This window comes from Cohnella herbarum, assembly GCF_012849095.1.
Taxonomy (GTDB): Bacteria; Bacillota; Bacilli; order Paenibacillales; family Paenibacillaceae; genus Cohnella; species Cohnella herbarum.
Map to the genome: position 1 here is coordinate 2,952,729 of NZ_CP051680.1, position 26,992 is coordinate 2,979,720.

Consider the following 26,992-nt stretch of genomic DNA (forward strand, 5'->3'; position numbering starts at 1 on the left):
TCTCTTTCAAAGCATGCTCTGATCATTATTTTAAAATTGCGCCTGCCGTTAACGCGTTCTCAATCTTCTCGTTGCCGACCATGTATACGATGATCATCGGTAAACTCGATAGAAACATTGTCGCCCCGATCAGACCCCAATCGGAAACGCCGACGTTTACGAAAAAACTAAGCAATCCGACGGTCAGCGGCCTGAATTGGTCTCTGGAAGCAACGATGAAGGCAAGCGGAAATTCGTTCCAAATGCGAATGAATATGAGAACGCATTGCGTCACGAGCGCAGGCATGATTATCGGAAATATGATTTTAAAGAATGCCTGATAGACGTTCGTTCCGTCTATACACGCCGCTTCTTCCAATTCCTTGGGCAGAGAACGAAGGAATGCGTATAACATGAGCACGCAGGAAGCAATTGCGAACCCGGAGTACGGCAATATGAGACCTAAATAACTATTTTTCAGGTGCAATAGTTTTATTAACTGAAATAAAGGAATGACAACAACTTCGATAGGAACGATTAATCCCATAGATACATAGAACAACACCGACGTATTAAATTTCCATTGCATTCGGCTTAAGCAATAAGCAAGCATGCTGCCCGTCGTCAACGTAATAACGATCGTGCCTAATGTATAAATCAAGCTATTCTCTAAATAGGTAAAATAATTATACTTGGATAATGCTTCTCCAAAGCTACCCCATCTCCAGGATTGCGGGATGCCGAATGGATTACTGTAAGCTTCGCTTTTTGACTTTAGCGACATCGTGATCATCCAGTAGAGGGGGAAAAGGAATGTGCAACCCACAGCTACCCAAAATATGCGGCTCATATATTTCATGATTAGTTCCTCGCTTAGAATTCCAGTTTTTCCCTAGCAATGAATCGTTGAATGAGAAAGGAGATGACGAGACATTCCACAATAAAGAAAACAGCAATGGCCGTTCCTTTACCGAATTCGGATGTATCGAATGCTGTATAGTACATCTGATATACGACCGTCCTAGACGTATCGCCGGGTCCGCCCGCCGTCATGACGCGTACGTGCGAATAGAATGCCATGGAGCCCAAGGTAGACAATATTAATACGTATTTGATTACGTTTTGAAGCAAGGGTATCGTGATTCTTAGGCAGACCTGAACAAAATTGGCACCGTCGATCAGAGCTGCTTCATAGTAACTTTTAGGGATCGTTTTAATTCCCGTATAAAATAACATGGCGTTTAGTCCGATATACTGCCACAAAAAAACGAGCCCAATGCTGGGCATCACGGTTTTCTTCTCCGTTAACCAAGAGTGGGTCCAGGACTCCAAACCGATTGATTTCAATATCGAGTTAAATAAACCCCAATTCGGCTCGTAGAACGCCAGCCATATTTGCGATACGACCGTAACCGACAATATAGCGGGAAACATAGCTGCCGATTTAAAAAAACGACGAAGCTTCGGCGTTTGAACTTCCATAAAAAGCGCGAGCATCATGGAAAGGGGTATCCCTAGCAACAATGAAATGCCTACGATCAGATAAGTATTCTTATGAGCCTTCCAGAAAGAGGGAGAAGCGATTACATCTTTGTAATTTTCCAAACCGACAAAACCCATACTCCTAAAACCGTCATGCTTCTGCAAACTCATCCAAATTTCCGGCAATAGCGGGTAAACGCAAAACACGGTAAACAATAGTAACGCAGGCGAAGCAAACACAAATATGGATGTCTTTGTGCTGAAATACTTGTTCATGGCGCTCTCCACCGTCTGTTTTTATTCGTGTCCCCTCAGGTTTAGTTTCCGAGGGGATACGGATTGTCGTTTAATCGGATGCCTAATTATCGAACCACGTATTCTCGCTCCAGATCTTGCCCATGGCCGCGATGAAATCATCGGTTGCGTATTCGCCCGTCAACAAATTAGCTCCTTGGCTCGACAGCTCTGCCGATGTCCGCGCGTCTAATGAGTTAAGGGCCAACGAAGCAATCTTGTTAGGGATAGGATTATACCAGTCGACAAACTTCTGCATAAGAGGACTTCTATCCATTGCCGGGTTACCCGTGTTCAAAGAAATCGGCGCTCCGGTAGATTCGAAATACAGCGCATCCGCCATGGCCAGGTACTCGGCCAACTTGACCGCTTCTTCGGGATACTTGGTTTTTGCGCTAACCGCATATCCGTTCAACGGAGAACCCCAGAACTGTACGTTTTTGGTAGGGTCGTATTTATCGCTCGCGCTCGGGAACGGGAAGAAATCAACCGAATCGTCTTTCGCCAAATTCGGCAGCTCCCATGTGAACATCCAGAGCATGGCCGCCCTTTTCGAAGTAAACATCTCCATGGCCGGACCATAGTCCAGATTGGCAATTCCATCGGGGAATACGCCTTCCTTGGCTAGTTGCTCGATACGCGCAACCCCTGCTTTGACCGATGGATTGTTGAAATCGGTCTTGTTGCTCACGAGGTCGGACATCGCTTGCGGGTCTCCGATTTGGATCATTTGCTGCAGCATATAGAGCTTCGGTCCCCAACCGTCTTTACCGGGAGTAACTGCAGGGACCATATCTTTGCTTTTAAGCGTTTTCGATATTTGAATTAGTTCGTCGAACGTTGTCGGCACTTGCACGCCTGCTTGCTCGAACATGTCTTTGTGATAGAAAATGACCGGCGTGAAATACGTGTCCGCTCCGGATGATAAACTGTAAATCTTCCCATCAACATGCTTTAATGCGTCAGGCACCGAATATTTGCCCAAGAAACCGTCTGTCGTGATGTGCGAAGTTAAATCCAATATGCTGCCTGTGCTTTTCAATGGCGTAAAGTAGCCAGCGTCGTTCCAGAATACGTCAGGCATATCGCCCGAAGAGTTTAATGTTTTCAATTTGTTCGCCATATCTTCGCCGCCGCCGCCCGGTTCGAATTCGACTTCAAGGTTAGGAAACGCGCTGGCGATGTTCGGTTTAATGAACTTCTCCATAATGTTATTGCGATTCTCGTCCGTCGTGATCGTAATGACTCTCATTTTGATTTTCTTTTCGTTCGAAACGCTTTCCGTGTTCCCTGCCGAGCTCTCCAAGCTCGCGGCAGGTGTTGTTGTTTCGGACGGTTGTTTCGACGCTGATTCATTCCCGTTGCCGCATGCCGCTGCAACTAGGAGAACCCCCGCCAAGAGAACCATGCCCGTTACCTTTGACGCCTTTGCCATTCTTTTACCCCCTAATATTTAAGTAGTATCCGGTTGACACGATTAATTTGAAAGCGGTATCAACCTAGGTAAATTGTACGAATTCCCACTATTTTAGTACAGAGACTATTCTCGGACTAGAAGGAAAATTAACGGGGATTACGCAACAAAAATATAGCGGCTCATTTTGTTTTGTATCCTACCCTCTGATAGTTACGATCGCTTATCGGGTATTGTCCACGTACTTGCTAGGGGTGATTCCCATGTACTTTTTAAAGCATTTACTGAAATAATTAGCATCCGCGTACCCCACTTGAATGGCCACGACCTGGATGATCTTCTCTCCTTGATCGAATAGCTCCTTCGCCTTAGCGATTCGAAATTCAGTCAGATAGTCATTGATTGTAAGAGAGGTTTCCTTCTTGAACACAAAGCATAGATGGTTGTAGTTCATGTGCACGCTCTTGGCGATATCATCAATCCCCAACTCTTCATTGCTGTAATGGCTTCGAATATACGACTTAACCTCGTCTATGACTTTCACCGCTCTATTCTGTTTCCTACCATGCGTATGAGCCATTACTTTGAGAATCAAGTTGCTTACCCCGCTCTCCAGTTGGCTCAGCGTGTTCATTTGTTGTATGTACAGCAGCATATCCGGCTGGTTTGCATTCTGAAAAACATCTTCAAGGCTTAGCGACGCCTCGGCTAAAAACTCAATGCAAGTCGATAGGATTTCAATTCCGGCTACGAGCAGCATCTCCATGGATGCGTTTTTGGTGCGAACATCTTGAAAGAAAGAGGTTAGCCACCCCTCCGTTTCGGAAAGGTTCCCAATACGCATGCACATCAGCAGGCTGCTTCTCTTCTCTACGGAGAACAAGCTAACGTTCATTCTCGATTCGGCAATCGTCGAATGAACGATGACCTGATTGCCTCCCATAACGAATCGGTGTTTCAAGGCGAATAAAGCTTCTTTATGAGAAACCGATATCGACTCGATGCCCGGGTAACCGTTACCAACTCCCACCGTCACCGTAAACGCCAATTTTTGTTGGACCGATTTGCGAATCTCTTCGCAAAGGGCCTCTATATCGTCGAACGAACCGTTAGGAGAGCCAACAATCAAGACAAACCTATCGTTGTGATCATAATAATAGGCATACGGATAAGCATTTTGAATATACTCTTGAGCGATATCTTGTACGGAAAGAGCTAGGATTTGCTTGCTCTCTCCCGAACCAACGCTTTCGATCGAATCAATGTCGATAACGACTACCGCAAAGTACGGAGAATTCAAGTCTATGCCCAAATACTCCAATCGCTCTTTGACGGATGTCGCTCCTATGGTTCCGTTGCCCTGAAGCCATCCGTTTAACAGTCGATCCTTTAATACAGGTATATTTTCTTTGACCTGGTTTTTCAAACTTTCCAATTGCAGTCTTTCGGACTGCTCCTTCTGGATCAACTTTTTGATGTCCTGTAAGGCGCTTTGAAGATCCTCCTCGTTAATCGGCTTGAGCACATAATTATTTACGCCTAGTTGCATGGCTTGTTTGGCATACACGAATTCGCTATGACCGGTCAATATGATGAATTTCGTTTCCTTCTCCCGCCGTTTGGCGTTCTGAATGAACTCTATTCCATCCATTATGGGCATATTTATATCGACCAGAACGACATCCGGTTCTATTTCGGACAATATCGCCAACGCTTCTTCTCCATTTTTGGCTTCTCCTGCGATTTGAAAGCCGGACTCCTCCCAAGGCAATGAAACTTTTAATGCTTGCCGAAAATAATATTCGTCATCGACAATCAACACCTTGAACATGTCAAACCTCCTGTGGAAATAGCATTGGCAGACGAATGATAACCTTAGTATAAGAGCCTAATACGCTTTCTATTTCTAAGCCATATCTGTATCCGTACAGCATTACGATGCGATTATGAACGCTTCTTGCCCCAAATCCGTTGCCGGCTTTGACTCCGGCGACCTCCGTTAAAATAGCCTTTGTTTGAACCTCGTCCATTCCCACGCCATTATCATAAATTTCGATTTGCACGTCCTCGCCGCAACGCTTCCCGGTAATCCGCAATAAACCTTTTTCCTTATTCATCTTCAGACCATGATAGATAGCATTTTCAACGATTGGCTGCAACGTTAGCTTCGGGATGGAGTACGTCATTATTTCCTCATCGATATCCATCGTAAATTGCATATACTCCACGTACCGTAATTGCTGGATTTCCAAATAACTTTCCGTTAACAGCATCTCTTCCCTAATCGAAATCATGTCGTGTCCTTTACTTAGCGAGATCTTATAGAAATTGGCCATATATTTCGCCGCGGAAATAGCTTCCGTTCTCATATTTAGCTTAATAAGCGATATGATCGTTTCAACCGTATTATATAAAAAATGAGGTTTCACTTGGGATTGCAATAGTTTAAACTCGATTTCGGCTTTCGTCTTCTGTTTCTCAACATTCTCCGCCATAAGAACTTCTATTCGGTCCATTAAATTATTGAAGCCTTCGCTTAAATATCCGATTTCATCCGGTGATTGATAAGAGCTTCTGACATTGAGCTCCCCCGTCCGGATTTTTCTAATCGTCTTGGAAAGTTGGAATATAGGCCTTGTAATAGAACGGGACAATTGAAAAGAAACGACCAACGCGATTAGCAGGCATACAATGCCGATACGAATGATTAGTTGGTTAATTTCTTTACGTTCGACCGTTATTTCATCAATAGGGACAACGCTTACAATCGACCACTGCATCGGTTCGAAAAGGTGGGAGGATACAAGCACCTTCCGTGCTCCAATCTCCTGTATAAAACTGTTATTCTTTTGAATAGAATTGGGAACCGAAATAGATGTTGTTTCATTAAAGTCCTGATACAAATTGGATTTATTCAGGGAAGAAATGATTTTCCCAGCGCGGTCGATAATGTAAAAGTCTCCTCCTTTGTAATTGATTTCGCTTTCATAAATCGATGCGATAACCGTTTCTTTAATGTATAGGAACACTCTTCCGATCGTTTTTCCTGTATCCTTGTGTATGACCGTCTTAGATACCGCAAACACGTTGTCTTCCCCTTCGTACCGGAATTTGAATTTAATTAACCCTGTCCAGACCGGTAAATAGGTGCGCTCTACGGTTTCGTTAAAGGAGCCGAATACGCGTGCCGCAAACTTATTATCGGCAAAGCCCACGTCTACCCATTGATCGTTGGCGGTGAGAATGCTTGCGGCTTTGATTTTCGTGTTCGGTTCAACGATATTGCTAATCGTCTCAGACAGCGTTTTGTTCATCGAAAGATTATTTAATCCTTCGACCGGCTTATAATCAACGTCTCTTTTCGATAAAAAGTCGTTGTATAGCACGCTCTGCAATCTGAATTCGCTAGCCAATATTTTCGAATAATCCTCGACGGTAAATAGCAAGGTTTGAAGATTGTTGTTGATGAGAACGAGCTCCCGCGATGAATTGTTAACCGCTTTCTCGATAATTGCTTTTTGCGAGACTATATTGGAGAAGATAGCCAGAATAGAAATAGAAATAACGATAATTAAGATATTGGATATAAATATTTTGTTTTTGATGGAAATTCCGTTTAAATATCTTGAAATCACTCTCATTCATTTCCTTTCTGCCCTATTTCGATATGTCAAAAGGATGTCCCCTACCATGTGAATCTGCCTGAGCAGGCTCACAGGGGACATCCTTGTATCATACATTATTTTCTATAAAAAAACGCTTCCAATCTTAACACATATTACTGAACTTGAATGTAATCGAGGTTAATCCAACCTGTATCGCCTGTTTCATATTTGTAAGTAATGGTATTGACTCCTGCGTTCAAAGCCAACACTTCGGTCTGATTGCCCCACGTATCCCAGTTCGTTAGCCTTGGGAAGCTAGATTGCTTGATTTTTGTTCCGTTCACGTAAACGCTCACAGTGGATGGATTGTTCTGGGCGTTTGCATAACGAGCCGTTACGTTATAATTCCCTGCGGTTGCATTGGTTACGCTGAATGTCGTGGTGGCGCCCAAGGTCACGTATCCGTCCACGAATCCGCTTCCGGTATATCCCGGGTGATCCGTATTGATTTTGGCGCCGCCCGAAAGCTGCGCCGATTCCGCTTCAAACTTAACGGGGTCCAGAGAAATATTGTCGAGATTAACCCAACCCGTATCACCGGAATCGTATTTGTAGGCAATCGTATTCGTCCCGGCATTGAGCGTCAACACTTCCCATTGAGTGCCCCACGTATCCCAGTTCGCGAGTCTTGGGAAGCTTGATTGTTTGATTTTCGTTCCGTTCACGTAAAGGCTTGCGGTCGACGGATTGTTCTGCGCGTTCGCATATCGAGCGGTCACTCGATAACTGCCCGCGGTCGCGACGTTCACGCTGAAAGTTGTGGTCGCTCCGGATAGCCAGTAACCGTCGACGAATCCCGATCCCGTATATCCCGGATGATCATTGTTGACTTTCGCGCCGCCCGACAATTGAGCGCTTTCCGCTTCATACGTGCCTGTTCCTGTGCCCGAACCATCCAAGGTGGAACTACGATACTGATCCGGAGTCGTTCCCGGTCTCACCAGCACGATAGTTTCCCCTGCCGTGGTGTTAAAGCTAAGCAAGGAACCGGAAAGCGTCTGGCTCTGCACGCCATTTCGATACAGCACGACATTCGTTGACCATGGGTTTCTGACGCGGGCTGTATTTCCAAGCTTCGATTCGATTTCGACATACTGGATATCCCCAGATTTCATGGAGGAGGAAACCTCGAACCCGTCTTTGGCAAGCAACTTGTATTTGGCGTCCCACGCCGTCGGCCAAGCAGGGAAAACGCGAATCACCGGATCTCCTACAGGCGTTGGGCTAAGGCTTTGACTAAGTGCTTCCTGAAGCGCGGCGGCAAACGTTCCGTAGCCTTCCGCGGAGTAATAATCTCCTTGGTCAAAAAGCAGGTTCGGGTAAACGCCATTAGTACTGAACACACCAAACTGCGTATTTAAAATCTTATCCATATCTTGCGCCCGCCCAAGTTTAGCGGCGTCCACGTGAAAGCGGCTAGATCCGTTCCTATCGATGAATTGATTTTGAACTTGATTGAAGTATCCCGGAGAATGGAGATAAGTATTCAGCGCGATTGCCCAATCCCCGTTATCCAGGCCCTGATCCCTCGTTTCCAAATTCAGCACGTCATACTTTTCAAGCATCTTAAAGATCGGACTTTCCGTTCCGTGCAGATCCCTAATAAAGTATGAAGGCTGCAGCCCCTGTGCCCAGGCGGGCTGAGTAGTCGCGAGTTGAGAAGCAAGCGACGAATTCGTACTCCCCGCCCACAGGGCGCCTGCGTCCGTGCGCAACGGATATCTCGCGAGATTATCGCGGCGATCCACCCATTGCGGGCGCAAATTGGCGTCGACTCCGAGCAGGGTTGAAGCCTCGATTACAGCCGCAAAGACGCCCCTAGCCATGGCCAAATCATCGATGACGTCTTTACCGGCCCAAATATGCTCGTGAAGGTTTGTATTGTAGAAATGATATTTTCCGTCGACCTCTTTCCTTAAGCCTTCATAAGTGCGGTAAAGCTCCGCCGCGCCTTTGATAAAGGGATAGGCTTTATCCCGCAACCAGTCAAGATCTTTAGTGTAATGATAGATTTGCCAGTAATACTCCGCGGTTTCCTGCGTAGCCATCATGGTATGCGATACATAACTCGCTTGATTATTAGCGCCGAATATGTTCCAATTCCATACCGGGAGAAATCTATTTCTCTCCATCGTCATATTAGTGAAGTCTTGTGAACGAGTGCTGGTATTAAAATTGTAATACTGCTGTACGGAAGCGGCAATATTACTCGGCAGCGTTTCCCAGCCAAGGACGCCGGCTGTCTCCCCGATAAAGATTCCCTCGCTGCCCCACATTTGATCCGCGGCGGTAACATATTGCTGGTAACTTCTCTCCCGCATTTTAAACATCGGATCCATCAATTCCATGTGGTTGGCTGCAATCAAAGGCTGATACAAGGAATCCTGATTCCAGTTCCAATAAAAGCTGCCCCAATCCCGACGATCCTCCTCGCCGATCCAGATCCCTCCGTTATATTTGGAAGGAAAGTTTCCTCTGTTAGAAATGGCAGCCAAGTACATGTAATAGTTGCGTCGTTGTTCAAAATCCTTCTTCGAAGGCAAATAGATGTATGATTTATCCCAGAAGTCGCTCCACCACCCCTGACCTGAGGCATAGATGCTGCTATAGGTCGGGGAATTCACGGCGTTCGCGATCGCGTTGGCTTTCACGTTCACCGATTGACTCATGGTGGAGTCTCCCCCGATGATGACGGTGAATGTGCCGCTTTGCGCGGGCAAATTCAGCCGAAGGGCTTGACGGGAGCCAACCGTGCTATTGGTAACCGATGAAGCATTTCTGCCTTGCACGGTTGCCGCAACGGCCGTGCGATTGTAATGATTATTAACCGCTATGCCTGTACTGCTTGGTTCCTGAATTAATTGTTCCAGTACGACCGTCTTATTATCTGAATGCGTGGTGAGCGTGGAAACCGCGGAATGTGGCCCCCATACTTGGTTCGCATTGCGCAGCATGGCGAGATCGACGGTGATCGCTTTAGGCGTAGCGCGATTATCCGTTATTTGGATCGCGATGGCATCCGAATTCATATTCGCGATTACATTGATAGCAACTCCGGCACCGTTAATGCTCAATTTGCCGTCATACAAGGACAAACGTTGTGTCGTTGCACTATTAAAAACCGTATCCGCCCCTAAACCGACATGAATACGTCCCAAGGCGCCGCCACCCGAATTGGTATGATCTTTGGAAACGGAAGAGGCATCGTTGAACATGAAGGAATCCGTATGATTCAATTGCATGACAAGCGTATTGCTGTTACTCTGCCAAATGGGCCCGCCGAACCTGCCGTTCGCCACGGGCATTCCCTGGGTGCCGCTTGTAATCATTCCAGTGTAATTCAGATCGGACCGTCCAATCAGCTCGCTATAATTCGGATTAAAAACGGGGTTTACCGGGTTGCTGAACTCCGGTAAAACAGGAGCTAATGCAGGCGTGATTTCCGCATGCGTTTTTGCCGGAAAAATTGTAAGCGCTTGCAATATTGCGAGAATTAGAACCGCCGTCATCGCAACTTGCCATCTTTTCGTTTTCATCTGCTTCATTAGTCTCCTCAAAATAGATTGAATTGCTTCTCAAACCGAAGACTTTCGGGAAAACCACCCCCTCTCCTTAAGAAATAATGTCGATTAAAAACGAATTTTAACCTTTTACCGACCCGCTCGTCATACCGCTAATGATGAAACGTTGGCCGAGCAAGTAAACGATAATGACAGGCAATATCGTGAGAATGATATCCGCGCTAACCAAATTCCAAGATTGCTGAAACTGCCCGAAGAAATTATAAACGGCCAATGTCATCGGCCACTTATCCGCACTGTTCAAATAATAGAGCGGCAGTAGAAACTCGTTCCAAGTATTTAAAAAGGATAGAATGAACACGGTTACCGCCGCAGGTCGAAGCACAGGGAAAATAACCGAAAAGAACAGTCGCTTAGGTCCGCATCCATCGATAATGCCAGCCTCATCGAGTTCTCGAGGAACGCCGCCGATAAATCCGTACAATATAAAAATGCTAAATGGAATTTGCGTGACTGAATATAACACGATGATTCCGGCTTTCGTATTCATCAAATGCGTCCACTTCATCACATCGATTAAAGTAAAATAGTTAAGCGGCAAGGCGATGCCCATGATTATAAAAAAGTAGAGGAAGCGGTTAAATTTCATCTTGTTTCGTGCTAGCGCAAAGGCCGCCGTTGCAGAAACAAGAATGCAGAGCATTGACGATATCCCGGAATAAGAAACGCTATTCACGAAAGAGCGAACTAGCTTTCCTTTTTCGATTACGGTAACAAAGTTCTCGAATTGAAACATTTGAGGCAGCGAAAAGTTCATCGAACTCGCTTCGGGAGCCGTTTTAAACGCATTAATGACGATAAGCAAAATCGGGGTAATGGCCATTAAACTAATGATCCATATCGCTATATTCTGAACTAGTCTTTTCGTCGCTTTGTTTCTATTCATCCGTTTTGTTCCTCTCTTGACATCAGCTTGATGGCGAAGTAGCCTAAAATCGTCATAATGAGGAACAACACGGTAATTAAAGCTGTTCCTACGCCATAGCTCCCGAGCGTAAACTGACTGAACACCTGCGTATATACAACATCCGTCGCGTATCCGGGTCCCCCGTTGGTAAGGACATATACGGTATCGAATATTTTGAGTCCATACAGAAGGTTTAATACAGTAGTCACCATAAGAGCCGGCATAAGTAGCGGAACGGTAATGAACCTGAACTTCTTCCACGCGCCTGCTCCATCGATATCCGCAGCTTCGTAATAACTATGGGAGATTGCTTGAATACCAGCCAATAAAATAACCATAATATACCCTGCGCCTTTCCAGACATCGACCGCGATAATCGATTTGAATGCCCAATTCACGTCGGTTAGCCAATGCTGAGTCCATTGGTTCAAGCCTAATGCCCTTAATACTTCGTTAATCAAGCCGTATTCCGGATTGAAAATGGACTTAAAAATAATGCCGACGACAAGCATCGGGATGATGGCAGGCAAAAATAGAATAACGCGATGAAAATTTTTAAGCCTGATTCCTTTGTTTACTAGAATCGCAAGCAACAGTCCGATCATGGTTTTTAAAACAATCGTGGATATCGTGAAGATTACCGTATTATTAATGCCGTGCATGTAATTTTCATTGGAAGAAAAAATCGTTTTAAAGTTGTCGAGTCCGATAAAATGAACTTCTCTTGAATAACTGTTCCAATCCGTAAAAGACAAGTAAATTCCCATCAAACTGGGCACGACAGTAAAAATAATATATATACCTAAAGCAATAGCGATAAAATAAAACGGATAAATTTTCCTAGTCATTGTTCATTCCCCGATTTCTTCCGGCACTTAGTAAAACGGAGGCTCGATAATAATCAAACTCTTATCGAGCCCCGTTTCATTTCGTTATGCCTTATTTCCAGTTTGGATCTTTGGCGGTTTTCGCTTGCTGCCCCCGTCTTTTGTCGATGTTCTTCAAGATATCTTTCGGAGATATCTGCTTGCTCATCATGGCAGCCATATCCTTGCCGATATCCATCCACTGCGGATTTAGATAATTGACGGCCGTCTGATAGACCGTTCCTGATTTTTTTCCATAGGTTTCAAAGAACGCGTTTTGTTCAGCCGTAAATTTTGCCTTAACGCCTGGAAAATTAAGCGTCGTGAATTTGGCCTCGTTATCAAGCAAGTATTGAAGGTTATCAGGTTGCGTGAGAAAATCGAAATATTGTTTTGCTTCATCCATATGTTTAGAGTTGCTCGAAATAAATTTACTAGGTGCGCCAGGGCTTATATTAAGGCCCTGGTTGTCAAGCAAAGGGATTGGAAAGAAACCATAATCGGAAGCGCTGCTACCCGGTACTGCATTTTCGATTTGCGCAGGCAGACCAATACCGTAAACCGTCATAGCGTATTTGCCGCTAGCCATATTCTTTTCCGTATCGGCGTACGTATTGGAAAAGGCATTTTCGCCGAAATATCCTTTTTGCGCCAGTTCATTAAATTGAGTAAGAGATTGCTCCAAAACGGAAGCGTTGGCGAAAGTTTCTTGATTGTTATTTAGTTTGTCGGCAAGTCCTGGGGCTAATTCTTCGTACCTTACCCCTAATTCAGGAAACCAGAGCACATGATGCCAACCGTCTGAAACCGGTTCGTAAATCGGCGTTACTCCGGAAGCTTTAATCGCTTCGGAAACCTTCAAGAATTCTTCATAGGATGTAGGAACGCTTAATCCAAGTTGCTCGAAGATTTTCTTGTTATAGACAATGACCCAACTTGAGCTCGGATCCCATATCGTAAGGCCGTAGACTTTGGATTTCCAAGTCGATTGTTCCACGAAAAGGGGATCTTCCCGTTTCACCCATTCCTCGTTGGTCAAATCGGCCGCGTTATTCTCCACGTCGTAAAGTGGGCCTAAGTCGAACTTACCGCTTTGTCCGCCGAAAATGTCGGGCGCTTCGCCTGCGGCCATCTTAGCTTTTAGTACGTTAAGATATTGATCGGCCGGTACGATTTGGTAGTCGATGTGAATGCCAGTTTGCTCTTCGAATTTCTCGGCCAGCTTCATTTCCGGATCTTTAATCCAGTCCTGGCTTGCTAAATAAGATAAAGTTACATCTTTCTTTTCCGGAGTTGCACTTTCCGTTTCGCTTGCCTGAGCGCTCTCCTGACTTGGAGCAGTGCCCTCGGAAGCTTGCGGGGAATTATTATTGCCGGAATTGCCGCAGGCGGATAGCATTGTGCCTACAAGAACCAAACCTAACAAGATACTCAACAGTTTCTTCATGCTCTTTATCCCTCTTTTCATTTTGTAAACGCATTCAAATGATACTGTTTCATTATAGTAAAGCGCTCTCAATCGCTCCATGCAGATGTTTGTGTGATTTTTTGTACTTTTTTTCCGAGGGTTGACAATTGATTCGAGAACCATGCAAAATGAAAAGCAACTATAAGACGATAGGAACGGGAGACATATGTATATACTAAGGAAACCGCGTTCCATCCGCTCGATATTATTTTTGACCTACTCGGCAATTATCATTATCGGAATCGCAATTCTGTTTGTCCTGTTTTATTCATGGGCATATAACTTATTACGAACCAAAGCGCTTAGTTCCATTTCCGAATTATCGGGAACCCTTCAGAAGCAAATGGACTCCGAGATACAAAAATTAGACTCCGTATCCGTCAGCATCCTTTATTCCAATCTAATCACGGACCGCATTTCAGTATATGATGAACCGAATGTAGACCCGTCTTCCCCCGCTTCTTCCGATCGCATCAGTAAACCGAATACCGATTTATATGACATCCTTGTCGCGCTTGTCGGCCCATCTTATCCGGTCCAACAAGTGTATCTTCATCTAAACTCCGGCGCATCGATCGGGGTCGGTTTCGATAACAGCCAGAAAAAAATCGAAATCGCGAAAGAACCTTGGTTCGAAACGGTGAACAACAATAAAAAATCAAAACCTTTTTCCCTTATCCTCACCAAAGATCGCTCTTTGAATCCAGGCGTCTCCGTCTCTTTGTTCCGCTTTTTTTCCGATAAATATAACGCGCCCAAAGGCATTGTCGAAGTGAAACAGAACTTTAACAAAGTGTTCAGCGGAGTGATTCAGCAAGCCAAAAATAATCCTTCTCTCGAGAAAATCATTATCTATTCTCAAGAAGGCGAAATCATATTTCCGCTAGAATCCGCGGAAGAAGATCGACAATTCGTAGATGACATTTTAAAAAACCCGAGCAACCATTTTTCGGCTGATCATCGGACTTATATTGCCGATTCAGCTAAGAAAGACAAAGTTCTGCTCACGATTAAACATTCCGATTTCACTAACTGGAACATAGCTGTAATGATTTCCAATAAAACCCTGCTTTCCCCTTTGAACAAATTTACAAGATTGGCCATCGCGGCGACGCTTATTATTTTAGCTTTTCTAATAATGCTTTCTTTCTTGGCATCTAAGAAAATCACGCATCCCCTAAACAAGCTGAACAAAACGATAAAATCCATCAGTTTGGAAACGCTCATTTCCGGTAACGCCGTCGAACTGAATAGCGGCATGAACGAATGGGACAAACTCAACTTTTCGTTCTTGAAAATGAATGCCAGGTTGAAGGAGTCATTCGATCAATTGCTGCTTTCCCGCACTCAAGAGCTTCAATCCAAAATGACGGCTCTTCAATCCCAAATGAATCCGCATTTCCTGTATAATTCGTTAGCGACGATAAGCGCTATGGCCTATGAGCGGACTTATGAAGAAATCATTGTCATGTGCGAAAACTTGTCCGATATGATGAGATATATCGCCGCGGACGAATCTTCGATGGTGGAAATCCAAACGGAGATCGATTATACCGAAATGTACTTAACGTGCATGAAGCTCCGTTATGGAACGATGATATCTAGCACGATTGATGTGGATGCATCGATACGAAATTATAAAATTCCTAAACTCATGATTCAGCCTCTCGTCGAAAACGCCATTAAATACAGTACGAAAATAAGCCCTCCTTGGAACATTACGATTCGGGGTTCAACTGACCAAAATCGTTGGATAATCGAGGTTATGGATAACGGGCCTGGCTTTGACGACCATGAATTGTCGCGTTTCTATGAGAAGGTTAACGAGATGGAACAGCTTAATGTACTTCCCGCGCTGAAACTTCATGGGATGGGACTGCTCAATATTTACACTCGACTGAAATTGCATTACGGCAACCTCATGTATTTCGACATTCGGAATATTCCTGACCTTGGCGCCAAAGTGACGATCGGCGGTCCTATAAAACTATAAAACAAAGGGTGTGAACCCATGAATCCTATTCATTTCATCGTAGCGGAAGATGAGCCGCTCCTTCTAAGAACGCTAGTAAATCAAATACAAAGGGTAGACCCCTTATTTCATATCGTCCACGCTGCTCCCGATGGGGAAAGCGTGCTTCGATTCATTGAGAACTCGCAAGTACCGGACGTCCTTATAACCGATATCCATATGCCGGTCATGGACGGAATCCATTTAATCGGCATTATTGAGAAATACTATCCCTCCGTCAAAAAGGTTGTTATTAGCGGCTATAGCGAGTTTGAATATGCTCGACAAGCTTTAAAGAATAACGTACTGGACTTTCTGCTTAAACCTGTCAAAAAACAAGACTTGGAGGATTTGCTCTCGAAAATACAGATCCTGATCGAAAGCGAAAGAACGGACTTAAAATCCCCCATGCTCTTGAAAAATCGACAATACAGTTCGGAAGAAATCGTAAAAACAGTCGCGCAGTTTATTAAAACCAACTATTCTAAGGAATTAAGCCTTGAAGAAATGGCTAAGCAATTCAACGTGAACGCTCCCCATTTAAGCAAAATCTTCTTGAAATATGCCGGCGAATCGCCATCAAAATATATTATGTCGCTCAGAATGAACGAAGCGAAACAATTGCTCTCATTGAAAAAGGAGCTTTCCGTCAAAGAAGTCGGAGAAGCCGTCGGTTATCCCGATCCTTTTTACTTCAGCCGAATCTTTAAGCAGCATACACGCATGACGCCAACCGATTATAGAAACCGATTAGAATAAAGACCTTAATTCGTATAATTCTTCAAGTCGATCTTTAAACCCGTTCTAGAACTCTCGACGGCGCCAAGGACCATCGCGATGCTTTTGATATTATCGCGGCAATCCGTTTCGGCGGGCCTACCTTCCTTAAGCGCTGCGAACATCTCATCGAGACAGCCGGCGTGACCCAGGTTTCCTTCCCATATATAATCGCTTTCCACGCGTGTATAATCACGGATAAACTTATCCTCTTGTTCCCCGGGTGAAACAATCTCCGCATAAGGCGATTTATGACCATCCCATATTGCCGTCCCTTGTTCGCCGGTAACTCTCCAAGAAGCTTCCCAAGATGTAGGAGCGCCTTCCGCGCACCATGAACCCTGGTAACAGAAAACGGAACCATCCGACATCTCAAAAATGCATACAGCGGATGCGTTGCCTTTGTACCACGATCCCGGAGGATTGAATTCATGGCAATAAACGGAAACGGGATCCGCTCCGGAAATGAAGCGCGCTTGGTCAAACGTATGGATCGCCATATCCAGCACCAAGGGACTGTCCATCACTGCGCGGAAACCGTCGAAATGCGCGCCGATAAAAAATTCCGCACCGATATATCCCGGAGCGCCTATCGTTCCCGATTGCACAAGGTTGCGAAATGCGCGGATGTTGGGATCGTATCTACGATTTTGCATGACCGAATAAAATCTCCCGCTTTGTTCCATTTGTCTTATCATTTCACGGGCTTCTTCCATCGTTGCGGCCATCGGTTTCTCACTAAAGACGTTGCACCCAAGCTGCAAAGCAGTCGTGCACACGCCGAAATGGCTTGCCGGAATCGTCAAGTCGAACAAGACGTTCGCATTCGTTTGCTCAATTGCCTCAGCAACGTCAGTGAAGGTCGGGCATGTCAAGGCATATCGCTCAGCCATTGCATTCGCGGATTCTTTCCGAATGTCTACCAGCGCAACGATTTCCATGTCCGTCCGCGGAAGAGCCATTTTCATCCATTCATTTGCAATATGCCCGCAACCGACTGCTACCACTTTGAATTTTTCCATTTGATATAACCCCTCGACTTTATTTTGTAGGATTGGAGATTACGGAACCACCTCGGCATTGCTTCAAATAATTCAGCGCATGAACTTGACCTGTCATTTCCAACTCTCCCCGGTACACGGGATCGTGCCAGCCTTCAATATCAATCGTGCCCTTATAGCCGGCCTGCCTTAAAATCGTAATAATATCCGTCCAATTGCTATCCCCGAAACCGGGGTACGATGCCATGCAAACGTTTTCGGTCCGTGAATGCCATGTTCTTTCACGATATCCCAGGCAAGAGTCGCATCTTTTCCATGCACGTGAAATACTTTACCGACCCATTTGCGCAACTGAGGAATCGGATCGATCAGACTGACCAGTTGATGGGCAGGCTCCCATTCCAATCCGATATTATCCATCGGGACGGCGTTAAACATCAATTCCCAGGCGGCAGGATTATGCGCGATATTCCATTCCCCGCGATTCCAATCTCCGTCCATCGCGCAATTTTCGAAGGCGAGGCGAATGCCCTTGTCCATCGCCCTCTTCGATAGCTCCCCGAATACTTGCTTAAAGCGGGGAATGGATTCCTCGATCGGCCGATCCGCCAGACGTCCGGTAAAGCCGGTAATGAGATCGACGCCGAAATGATGGGCATTATCGATCAGACGTTCCCAACTGGCCAGCGTGTCCTCGCTGCTTCCTTCGCCCGTAAGCGCGTTACCGAATATCGAGAGGCATGAGATCGATGCATCCTTCTCCGATAATTGCTCTTTCAACCCCTTTGCCGTTTCGACTAGATCGGTATTTCCGGTACTCAGCCAAAAGGCGATTTCAAAGCATTCAAAACCGTGAGGCAAAATTTGAGGAATGACGTTTAACGCTTCCTCTCCCCACACCATTGTACCGATACGCAGTTCTTGCATGACGAAACCTCCCATAAATTAACGTTCCATTGAAACGATTGTTACAGCGTCAACTCTACTTCTCTCTGGCCTCTGAATAGGACTACGCTATACCTCGTGCCTTGGGGAACGGATTGGCAAATTCGTAATAGATCGTCTACCGTATCCACTTTATGTCCATTGATTTTCAAGACTACGTCCGCAACTTGAATCCCCTTCTCCATCTGCCAGCTACCCCAAGGGATAGATTCGATGATAACTCCCGTTTCTCCCGGCAACCCTGCCGCGGACACCTCTCCCATTCCGACGATGTTCTTTATTTTGCATCGATCCCACGAGGTTTGCTGGGGCAGACGTCCCGACTTGCTCAGTATATCGCCAAGTGTGGGGAGTTTAGGCGTCCTCGCGATCATCTTAAGCTCCGGCTTTCGTACGCCGAACCGGTCCATCGAGAAATTTCGGAATCCCAAACCGATAGCGGGAGAATCATCGCGAACTTGATAATTACCATTAGCCGTATCCACGAAAAGAGCATCCGCCATCACCGAATTCGTATCCGCGCCGCTGAGTTCTTGAAGCCGCACAGCAGGACGGGGCTCCAATAAGCCGGCTTGATGAAGCAGGTTCCGGTCGCACGCCTTTCCCCATGGCTTGGGGACGCGAATCGGTTCATATTCGCCGAATACGATATTATGTTGAAAACGATCCCTGCTTCCTTCAAACCAGACATGCGGATGAAACGAGTTGTTTACGATGACATTGTTATCGCAAACCCGGTAGAAGCCTTCCCTCAGCTTGATTCCTCCGCCGAGACACAAATTATTGTAAATATGGTACCAGGTAGAACCGTCGTCCAAGTCGATATCCCACCCGTAATCGCAACGCCATCTGTTATTTCGGAGGGTTACCGGTCTGACCATATCCAAAATCGGCAATAGGCTGTCTTCCTCATCTTGATTCGAATTAATACGATCCATTTCGACGTCTTCAAGCAACCAGTACCGATCTCTCCCCCAGGAGTTAAACGAACCATGGTCTCCGGTTTCAAGCACGGTATCGAATACATCGCAGTGCTCGATCACATGTCCGCCGAATGTTCCTTCGGATATATTGATTCCGGCTCTCGGCACCTCATAGATGCTACAATGTCGAATGGTAATATCCAGCGACATGGATATTTGAACGGGAGCCGATTGTTTCTCAACTCGACCGACTCTGGAGATCAGGCAGTCCTCTACCAGACACTGAGCGGGGTAATCATTCGTCTTGGGTCCGCGAGTTTGATCCATGTCTTGCAGCTTTTGGCGTTCATTATATTCGAATAAAGGACTCCGGACCGACCCTGGATCGCCTACAAAGGCAATGCCGTTTGCGCCGACATCCACGATATGACAGCCTTTGATCTCCACATTTCGGTTATAGCAGTCTACGAATATCGCGTTCCCGCCCAATTGCTCGAAAGTGCAATCGTGAGTCGAGCAATTCTCCGTCCCTTTAAATACGACCGCACCTCCTCGATAAGTCGTCCAATCGCTTCGCAAGAGGGGTTCCCGATTATCCATAAACGTTCTTGCCGAATGTCTAAAAGTAAAGCCTTTGATCCGAATATGGCGGACGGGTAAATCTTCGCTTCCGGAAAATTCGAAGAGGTGCGTTAAACGTACGCCTTCGATATCCGCATCTTCCAACTTCATATCCGGGTACGGATAAACATAAAGCTTCTCGTTAACTTCGTCGTAAAACCACTCTCCCGGCGCGTCCAACTCTTCGAAGATATTTTCGACGTAGCGATATTCGTCGTGCATACCCATTAGCCGATTGTTTTGCCAACCTCCCTCTAATGCAAGGACATTATTATTGTCCTTGCCCGTTATGCGATAACGGTAGTCCCCCCACAAATGCTTATGCATGGCGTGTACATATCCGCCGCGCGGGTTTTTCCAATTGGCGACGCGTTCCGGATCGATACAATCCTTTGCATATCCGTTCATAATCCTCGTGTGCTCATTAAAATTCGGATATCGGGCCATGTGCATCTGCCGGCCATTGACGAATAATTGATCCAATTTCAAGCCGGGAGGAATCGACTTGAATTGCTGAATTTCTCCTTTATGAACGCTCCATTGAAGATCAAGTTTCTTAGCCCCGCTGATGATGACTTTCTCCCCAGGTGCCGCCTCATAAATCACTAAAGCATCCGCTCTTCCTGAATCCTCCGGCGAAAAACGCAACGTCTCAGAAAGATAATAAGTGCCCTCATGTACCCATACTTGAACCGGGAATCCTAACTTCGCCGCTTTTCTGGCCTCTGTCTGCGCCCGCTGCAAGGTTGCGAACGGTTTCTGCTTGGATCCTGTCGCAGAATCATCTCCATGGAGAGAAACGTGTAATTGCACGGTCGTTTTATTCATAAGTGCCCCTTTTCTTAAATTCATCCGTATAAAACTCTTCTTGAGTACGATCATGATATAATCATATTATTATGATGATGACAATTCTAACAAAAAATTGCGTAATTCAAGCACAATATTATCATTGATAGGTGGTATATTCATGTACGAACACCGTTATCGGGAGATTTCGGCACATGGCTTTCCTGACTTTCCTTTTCATGTGTATACGAACGAACATCATGAAAACAATCATGCAATCCTACCCATTCATTGGCATAATGAAATGGAAATGATATATCTTGCCAAAGGTTCAGCAATCTTCAAAATCGAGGATCGGGAATATTCTTTACGAACGGGCGAAGCCGTAATCGTTCATCCGGGCGAGCTACATTCCGGAATTCGTACCGCGTATGGAGAAGTCGCTTACCATTCCATCGTGTTTAAATTTTCTTGGCTATCGTCCTTCCATAAGGATCGTATCCAAGAACGGTTTATTATTCCGATCCTGGACGGAACGAGCAGACTTCCCGCCTATTTGTCCGCTGACAAACAGGAGCACGATAAACCCCTGGAGTATATAAGAATTCTTCTTATGGAGAACGAACGAAAAGCGCACGCATACGAAATGAATTTGAAGGCCGCTTTGCTAAGGTTGATTGCCCATATGTATCAGCACGATTTGATGGAGTCTAGAATCGAAACAAAGGGAAGACAGGGTCGGGAGCTACATCAAAAAATGAAAAGCTTGCTGTCGTTTATGGATAGTAATCTGAATAATAAATTGGAATTAAACCAACTTGCGTCTGCTATAGACCTAAGCAATTCGCATTTTTGCAGATTTTTTAAAGATCAGACCGGAATGCGGCCAATGGAATATTTGAACTACATCCGGGTAAACAAAGCCGCCACTTTGCTTAGAACGGGAAACTACAGCGTTATCGATGCAGCATTTGAAACGGGTTATCAGCATGTAAGCTATTTTTCCAAATGGTTTAAAATCTATATGAATATGACACCATCTGAATATAAGGCTTATTACGCTTCAGGGATCTGACTCTGCAAATACTAGTTAAGGCCTTTTCTCCAGAGGAAGAAAAGGCCTTTGGGCGTATTCGAACTCGGCATGTCCGGTAAGCATCATGCAAACCGTCCTAGGCCAACGACTCTTAATGGCGCCGATCAGTTCTATACCGTTCAATCCGGGCATAAGCAAAACGTATTCGACTGACCATAGATCAATCCAGTAGCCTGTCATGTCCTCCTATGACCCTTACAAATGCACTTTGATTAGTGCGTTTTGTGAGGGTCATTCTACTTTTGTAAATAGTGACTATTTTGCAGCCCGAAAACATATGGACTTCAATGCGAAGCTTCAAGCCCCGGCCTGCTTGCCGGAGCTCACTTCCGGTAGTCTATCGCCCGGATTACCAAGTCTATTCCTGCCTCCCCGTCAATCGATAGCAGGTTACTTGCCTTCATTCTTGGCTCGCCAATGATGCCTTCTATAACCCAACGAACAGAATGGTCACAACGAATATGGTAAGTCCCCTTGCGATCCGGCCTCAGTATGGCCTGTCGGATTCGCCCATTCTCCCATGCGATATCTACCGTGACACCGCCGCGCGCCCGAAGTCCTCGGACTTCGCCACTCGGCCAAGCTTTCGGAAGGGCGGGCAGCAAATGAATTGTCTCTTGATGACTCTGAAGAAGCATTTCGGCTATCCCGGCCGTACCGCCGAAATTGCCGTCAATTTGAAACGGCGGATGGTTATCTAGCAGGTTCGACAACGTAGAGTGGGCCAAGAGCGCCATCACGTTGGCATGGGCTTCTTCCGCGTCTTGCAATCTAGCCCAGAAATTGATGATCCATGCCCGGCTCCAGCCGGTATAGCCTCCCCCGTGCTCGAGGCGGCGCTCTAGAGTTCGACGTGCGGCAGCGCTCAACTCCGGCGTCCTGTCTGGGGTAATCTGGGTTCCCGGATGCAAGGCGAACAAATGCGAGATATGGCGATGCCCCAACTCGATCTCCTCATAATCCTCGAACCACTCCTGCAGTTGGCCATAACGTCCGATACGGGGACGCGGAAGCTTGTCGATCGCTTGCCGCAGCTCGTCCAGAAAAAAATCATCTTCGGTTTGCAGCTTTTCTCCCGCGGCAAGACAAGCCTGAAACAGCTCGCGTGCGATCTGACTGTCCATGGACGGCCCGTAGCACAGCACGCCCGATTCTCCGTTCGGAAGCCGGTATGTATTTTCGGGCGATACGGAAGGGCAAGTGACTAATTCTCCTCCTGGAAGCTCCACTAGATAATCCAGCAGAAAGACGGCTGCTTCCTTCATCATCGGGTAAGCGTGCTGTAGGAAAACCCTGTCCTCTCCGAATCGATAGTGCTCCCATAGGTGAAGGGACAGCCAAGCGAGACCGAGCGGCCAATAGGTCGACGACAACCAAAGATCCTGCGGCGCGGTGTCCGCCCAAATATCCGTATTGTGGTGTGCGGCGCTCCCCCGGCATCCGTACATCGCAAGTGCAGTTCGGCGTCCGTTCGGGATCATGCGCTTGACTAGCTCGAAGAGAGGAAAGTGGCATTCGGACAAGTGGCAGCTCTCTGCCGGCCAGTAATTCATTTGAGTATTGATATTGATGGTGAATTTGCTGTCCCAAGCCGGAAGCATATCCTTGTTCCATATGCCTTGTAAATTCGCGGGCAGAGATCCGGGCCGGCTTGAGGCAATCAGCAAATACCGACCGTAATGAAAATACAACGCCGCAAGTCCGGGATCTTCGCGCCCTGCTTTCACGTTATCGAGTCGTTTCGAGGTCTCCTCGTTCCTTAGGCTTGACTCCGCGCCGATTCGTAGCCTCGTTCGATCGAACAGGCTACGATAATCCTCCGTATGTGAAGCCAGCAATTCCGGGAAGGACGCGTCGGCGACGCGCTTGGCGTTACCGAGAGCCTCCGCATTGGGATCCGGTTCGCGAAAATCCGTCGCCGCGGAAACGACTAACATAACGTTGTTGGCATTCGAGACGACGAGGTGTTCCCCGATCGTGCGCATGAGCCCCCCCTCCGGCTTGCACGCGAGAACTCCGCAATACCGAACACCCCCGCCGCTATCGCCACTCATCACGATCGAGTTTCCATCTTCCGTTTGAATATGGTCAACGTAGCGGTATCCCCCACGTCCCATTCTGGCGGTAAACGAAATTTGGCCAGGGACATCCGCCATCAGCCTGATCACTATCGCCTTGTCCGGATAACTTGCGAAGATTTCACGGCTAAACTTTACTTCTCCCGCCGTGTACGAAATACGAACGACGGCCTCCGACAAGTCGAGCCGCCGCTCATAATCCGTAATCTCCGTCACGTGATCGAAGTTTAACAGCAGGTCACACAGCGGAACATAATGACGCTGGGTTTCGGGAATGGCAGTTAGGGCTAACGAAGTAAGACGCTCGGCTTCCTGCAGCTTCCCTTCGAAAATAAGCCTGCGAATTTCCGGCAAATTCGACAGGGCGTCCGGGTTATGCCGATCCCTAGGGCCCCCGTGCCATAAGGAATCCTCGTTCAATTGCATGCGTTCCGCGCAAGGATCGCCGAATATCATCGCACCCAGTCGTCCGTTGCCGATCGGCAACGCTTCTTCCCATTGACGGGCGGGAGAGCGGTAAATCAGGCTGTCTTCGTATTCGGGGGTTTGCTCCTGCATCATTTTTCAATCCTTTCCATGTAAACGATCGTACCGTTCATCCGTCTTATTGGCTCCTTCTGCCCCGCTTTCCCTGTATGCGCCCGGAGTAGTCCCCGCGAATTTTTTGAACACCTTTGCAAAATAGTGCTTGGTGTCAAAACCGACCTGCCGGCTTATCGCGCATACGGTTAGATGAGACTGCGTTATCAGCAGCTTTTGCGCCTCCCGTATCCGAAACGAGTTCAAGTAATTGACGAAGTTGTCTCCTGTCTCCTTCTTGAACAAGCTGCTGATATAATTCGGATGGAGATTCATTCGGTTCGCAAGATGATCAAGGGACAGATCGTTCATGTAATTCTTCTGGAGGTACGCCAGAATCCGTTCGGCGTGCTGGCTATATTCAGAATCCGATACAGCCGGCAGCTCCTCCTGGACACGAGCTAGCAAGGCCGCGATTTCCTTTTTATCCAAAGGCTTCAGCAAATAATCCACTACACCCGTTCGGAGCGCTCGTCGCACATATTCGAACTCGTCGTAACCGGTAAGGATGATGAAGCGCTCGCATAAATTCTCCACTCTAGCCTCTTCAATTAATTCAAATCCGTTCTTCTCCGGCATATTAATATCCGTTATCGTTATATCGGGCATAAAGCGCTTCATCGCCACCAAAGCCTCGGGGGCATTAAAGGCTGCTCGTATGTCCGTACCGTCGGGAGAAACTTCTTCGACGACTTTAACCAATCCGTTCAGAATCAAAGGTTCGTCGTCCACGATCAATATCTTCAACGTCCGCCACCGTCCTTTTCGTGATGATGATCCGCAAGCAGGTTCCCTTGCCCAGCTCGCTGAAGACCTCCAGTCGAGATTCTCCCCCGAAGAAAGCTTTGACTCTTTCGTTGACGTTTCTCAACCCTACGCCTACCGGCTTTTCAGATTTCTTGTCCTCATCTTGCTTAGACAGTCGTTCGCGCAGTTCGATAAGCTTATCCGTCGGAATTCCGTTACCGTTGTCGGATATGTCGATCAAAACCTCCCTTTCCGATTCAGTGGCCTTAAGCCGAATATGAACGGGGCGCAGGACGGCGGAAGCGCCATGCACGATTCCGTTCTCCAGAAGAGGTTGCAGGAGAAACCGCGGGCAGGTCAAACGCTCGGCATCGAGATCAACGTTAATCTCGTAGGTCAATCTGCTTTGCAGCCGCATCTTATGAATTTTCATATAAAAGGAAACCATATCGATTTCCTTCGCAAGTACAGTCTCCTCCCGCTCGGAAGACAAGCTATAGCGCATCAGCTTCCCGAACCAAAAAGAAATATCGGCGACTTCCTTATCGTTGTTGGCTTCGGCGACCATCCGGATCGTTTCGAGCGTATTGTAGAGAAAATGTGGCTTGATCTGCGCCTGCAGCACCTGGTAGGCCGCTTCCTTGTTACGCAGCTCGGCTCGATGGACATTATTGATCAGTTCGTCCATCCGTCGGACCATGGAATTGTAGGTAACGGTCAGGAATCCGATTTCATCCTTTTCGAATCTGCCGTGCTTGATACTGTGCTGTCTCAGGTTATCGTCGTTCAGCGTGCGCATGTGCCGGGCCAGTCTGAGGATTCTCTTCGTAATCGTGGAAGCCAGCACATAATAGGCGACGGATAACGCAAGCAACAGCAGCACGATCATGGTGACCAGAACAACTTCCTTCTGCTTGACGGTACGGAATACGTCACCCACCTGTCCGGTCACGATTACCCGTACGCCTAACGGCTCGAGCTTCAGCTGATTGACGATCGTTCTTCGATTGATAAAAAAGGCTCGCTCTTCGGCTTGTAGAAGACCTAACGTCTTGTCGTCCAGTCCCGTCGATTCTTTCGTTAGCAGCTTGCCTTCCCCGGACAACAGAAAAGCTCTCCAGTTCGCTTCCACGCCCGCGGCTTCATAAAAATTTCGAATCAACCCGTTGCGAACCCGAATTTCAAGCAGACCGATCCGCTCCGTAATTTGCGTATTATAAATATACTGGTAATAAATCAGATCCGGGTCCGACACTTCCGGGTCGGCGCGCAGCCACATCCCTTGTCCGGCCTTCAGGGACGAGACGGTTTTCTCGATTCGCGGATCCAACATGGAGCGGTCGCGGAACTGATTCGTAATGGGTAAAACACGGTCCTTCATCTTATAAATGACGAGGGATTCGATCTCCGGGTTGGCAAACTGAGATTGCGTGTACAATGGCAAAATATATCGAATCAGCGCATAGACGCTGTCCGCGTCGGACTGATAGACGCCGTCCAGATAATCGGTCAGGTAAGGATTATACTGTAGTACCCGATGAACCGACTGGATTCGGGCAAAATCCGTTTTCATGTTGGCGTATGCCTGCTCCAGGATCTTCTGCCTGCTTTCCACGAATTGACGGGTCAGGTTGCCGTAGATTTGCGTGTAATATTGGTATCCGAAAGCGAGAACGGGGATAAATATCAGAATAACGTAACCAAGTACGATTTTACGCATGATGCTCATGGCAGCACATCCCCTCCGGCGCGATATCCGCATATCGTTA

At 46.7% G+C, this 26,992-nt stretch carries 19 protein-coding genes; 3 read left to right on the forward strand and 16 right to left on the reverse strand.

Features of this window, described 5'->3' with window-relative positions:
• Window positions 1-25 precede the first annotated feature (25 nt).
• From HH215_RS13105 to HH215_RS13145, 9 genes are all read right to left on the reverse strand, one after another.
• On the reverse strand, window positions 26-763 hold the full coding sequence (locus HH215_RS13105) for a carbohydrate ABC transporter permease (protein WP_254450466.1): 738 nt from the start codon (window positions 761-763) through the stop codon (window positions 26-28).
• Between the two features lie 89 nt (window positions 764-852).
• On the reverse strand, window positions 853-1,737 hold the full coding sequence (locus tag HH215_RS13110; protein WP_169280316.1) for a carbohydrate ABC transporter permease: 885 nt from the start codon (window positions 1,735-1,737) through the stop codon (window positions 853-855).
• 82 nt (window positions 1,738-1,819) lie between these two features.
• The gene (locus tag HH215_RS13115) at window positions 1,820-3,190 is read right to left on the reverse strand and encodes an ABC transporter substrate-binding protein (protein ID WP_254450467.1); all 1,371 of its coding nucleotides are present in this window, start codon (window positions 3,188-3,190) and stop codon (window positions 1,820-1,822) included.
• 202 nt (window positions 3,191-3,392) lie between these two features.
• Entirely contained in the window at window positions 3,393-5,000 is a 1,608-nt protein-coding gene (locus tag HH215_RS13120) for a response regulator transcription factor (RefSeq protein WP_169280317.1), read from the reverse strand.
• A gap of 1 nt (window position 5,001) precedes the next feature.
• Window positions 5,002-6,810: a sensor histidine kinase gene (locus HH215_RS13125; protein WP_169280318.1), complete on the reverse strand. Its 1,809-nt coding sequence runs from the start codon at window positions 6,808-6,810 to the stop codon at window positions 5,002-5,004.
• 137 nt (window positions 6,811-6,947) lie between these two features.
• Entirely contained in the window at window positions 6,948-10,370 is a 3,423-nt protein-coding gene (locus HH215_RS36370) for a CBM35 domain-containing protein (protein WP_169280319.1), read from the reverse strand.
• 106 nt (window positions 10,371-10,476) lie between these two features.
• A complete protein-coding gene (locus HH215_RS13135) occupies window positions 10,477-11,301 on the reverse strand; it encodes a carbohydrate ABC transporter permease (RefSeq protein WP_169280320.1) in 825 nt (274 codons plus the stop codon).
• Window positions 11,298-12,170, reverse strand: a complete 873-nt coding sequence (locus HH215_RS13140; RefSeq protein ID WP_169280321.1) for a carbohydrate ABC transporter permease — start codon at window positions 12,168-12,170, stop codon at window positions 11,298-11,300. The genes HH215_RS13135 and HH215_RS13140 overlap by 4 nt, the downstream gene beginning before the upstream one ends.
• 91 nt (window positions 12,171-12,261) lie before the next feature.
• Complete coding sequence (locus tag HH215_RS13145; protein ID WP_169280322.1) at window positions 12,262-13,707, reverse strand: ABC transporter substrate-binding protein; 1,446 nt, start codon at window positions 13,705-13,707, stop codon at window positions 12,262-12,264.
• Window positions 13,708-13,999: 292 nt separating this feature from the next.
• Between HH215_RS13145 and HH215_RS13150 the strand changes: the two genes are divergently transcribed.
• Window positions 14,000-15,649, forward strand: coding sequence for a sensor histidine kinase (locus tag HH215_RS13150; protein WP_169280323.1), 1,650 nt, complete (start codon window positions 14,000-14,002; stop codon window positions 15,647-15,649).
• 18 nt (window positions 15,650-15,667) lie between these two features.
• On the forward strand, window positions 15,668-16,426 hold the full coding sequence (locus HH215_RS13155; protein WP_169280324.1) for a response regulator transcription factor: 759 nt from the start codon (window positions 15,668-15,670) through the stop codon (window positions 16,424-16,426).
• Between the two features lie 5 nt (window positions 16,427-16,431).
• Here the strand turns inward: HH215_RS13155 and HH215_RS13160 are convergent, their stop codons facing one another.
• From HH215_RS13160 to HH215_RS13170, 3 genes are all read right to left on the reverse strand, one after another.
• Window positions 16,432-17,466, reverse strand: coding sequence for a Gfo/Idh/MocA family protein (locus HH215_RS13160; protein WP_169280325.1), 1,035 nt, complete (start codon window positions 17,464-17,466; stop codon window positions 16,432-16,434).
• Window positions 17,467-17,634: 168 nt separating this feature from the next.
• Complete coding sequence (locus HH215_RS13165) at window positions 17,635-18,372, reverse strand: sugar phosphate isomerase/epimerase family protein (protein ID WP_254450468.1); 738 nt, start codon at window positions 18,370-18,372, stop codon at window positions 17,635-17,637.
• 41 nt (window positions 18,373-18,413) lie between these two features.
• A complete protein-coding gene (locus tag HH215_RS13170) occupies window positions 18,414-20,786 on the reverse strand; it encodes a PDZ domain-containing protein (protein ID WP_169280326.1) in 2,373 nt (790 codons plus the stop codon).
• Window positions 20,787-20,904: 118 nt separating this feature from the next.
• On the opposite strand from HH215_RS13170, the gene HH215_RS13175 reads away from it, so the two are divergent.
• Window positions 20,905-21,798: a helix-turn-helix transcriptional regulator gene (locus tag HH215_RS13175; protein WP_169280327.1), complete on the forward strand. Its 894-nt coding sequence runs from the start codon at window positions 20,905-20,907 to the stop codon at window positions 21,796-21,798.
• Between the two features lie 15 nt (window positions 21,799-21,813).
• Here the strand turns inward: HH215_RS13175 and HH215_RS13180 are convergent, their stop codons facing one another.
• From HH215_RS13180 to HH215_RS13195, 4 genes are all read right to left on the reverse strand, one after another.
• The gene (locus HH215_RS13180) at window positions 21,814-21,999 is read right to left on the reverse strand and encodes a response regulator (protein ID WP_169280328.1); all 186 of its coding nucleotides are present in this window, start codon (window positions 21,997-21,999) and stop codon (window positions 21,814-21,816) included.
• A gap of 143 nt (window positions 22,000-22,142) precedes the next feature.
• Window positions 22,143-24,455 (reverse strand): glycoside hydrolase family 95 protein, encoded by a 2,313-nt coding sequence (locus HH215_RS13185; RefSeq protein ID WP_169284373.1) that lies wholly within the window; start codon window positions 24,453-24,455, stop codon window positions 22,143-22,145.
• 6 nt (window positions 24,456-24,461) lie between these two features.
• Entirely contained in the window at window positions 24,462-25,223 is a 762-nt protein-coding gene (locus HH215_RS13190; protein ID WP_169280329.1) for a response regulator transcription factor, read from the reverse strand.
• Window positions 25,171-26,952: a sensor histidine kinase gene (locus HH215_RS13195; RefSeq protein WP_169280330.1), complete on the reverse strand. Its 1,782-nt coding sequence runs from the start codon at window positions 26,950-26,952 to the stop codon at window positions 25,171-25,173. The genes HH215_RS13190 and HH215_RS13195 overlap by 53 nt, the downstream gene beginning before the upstream one ends.
• Window positions 26,953-26,992: the final 40 nt, after the last annotated feature.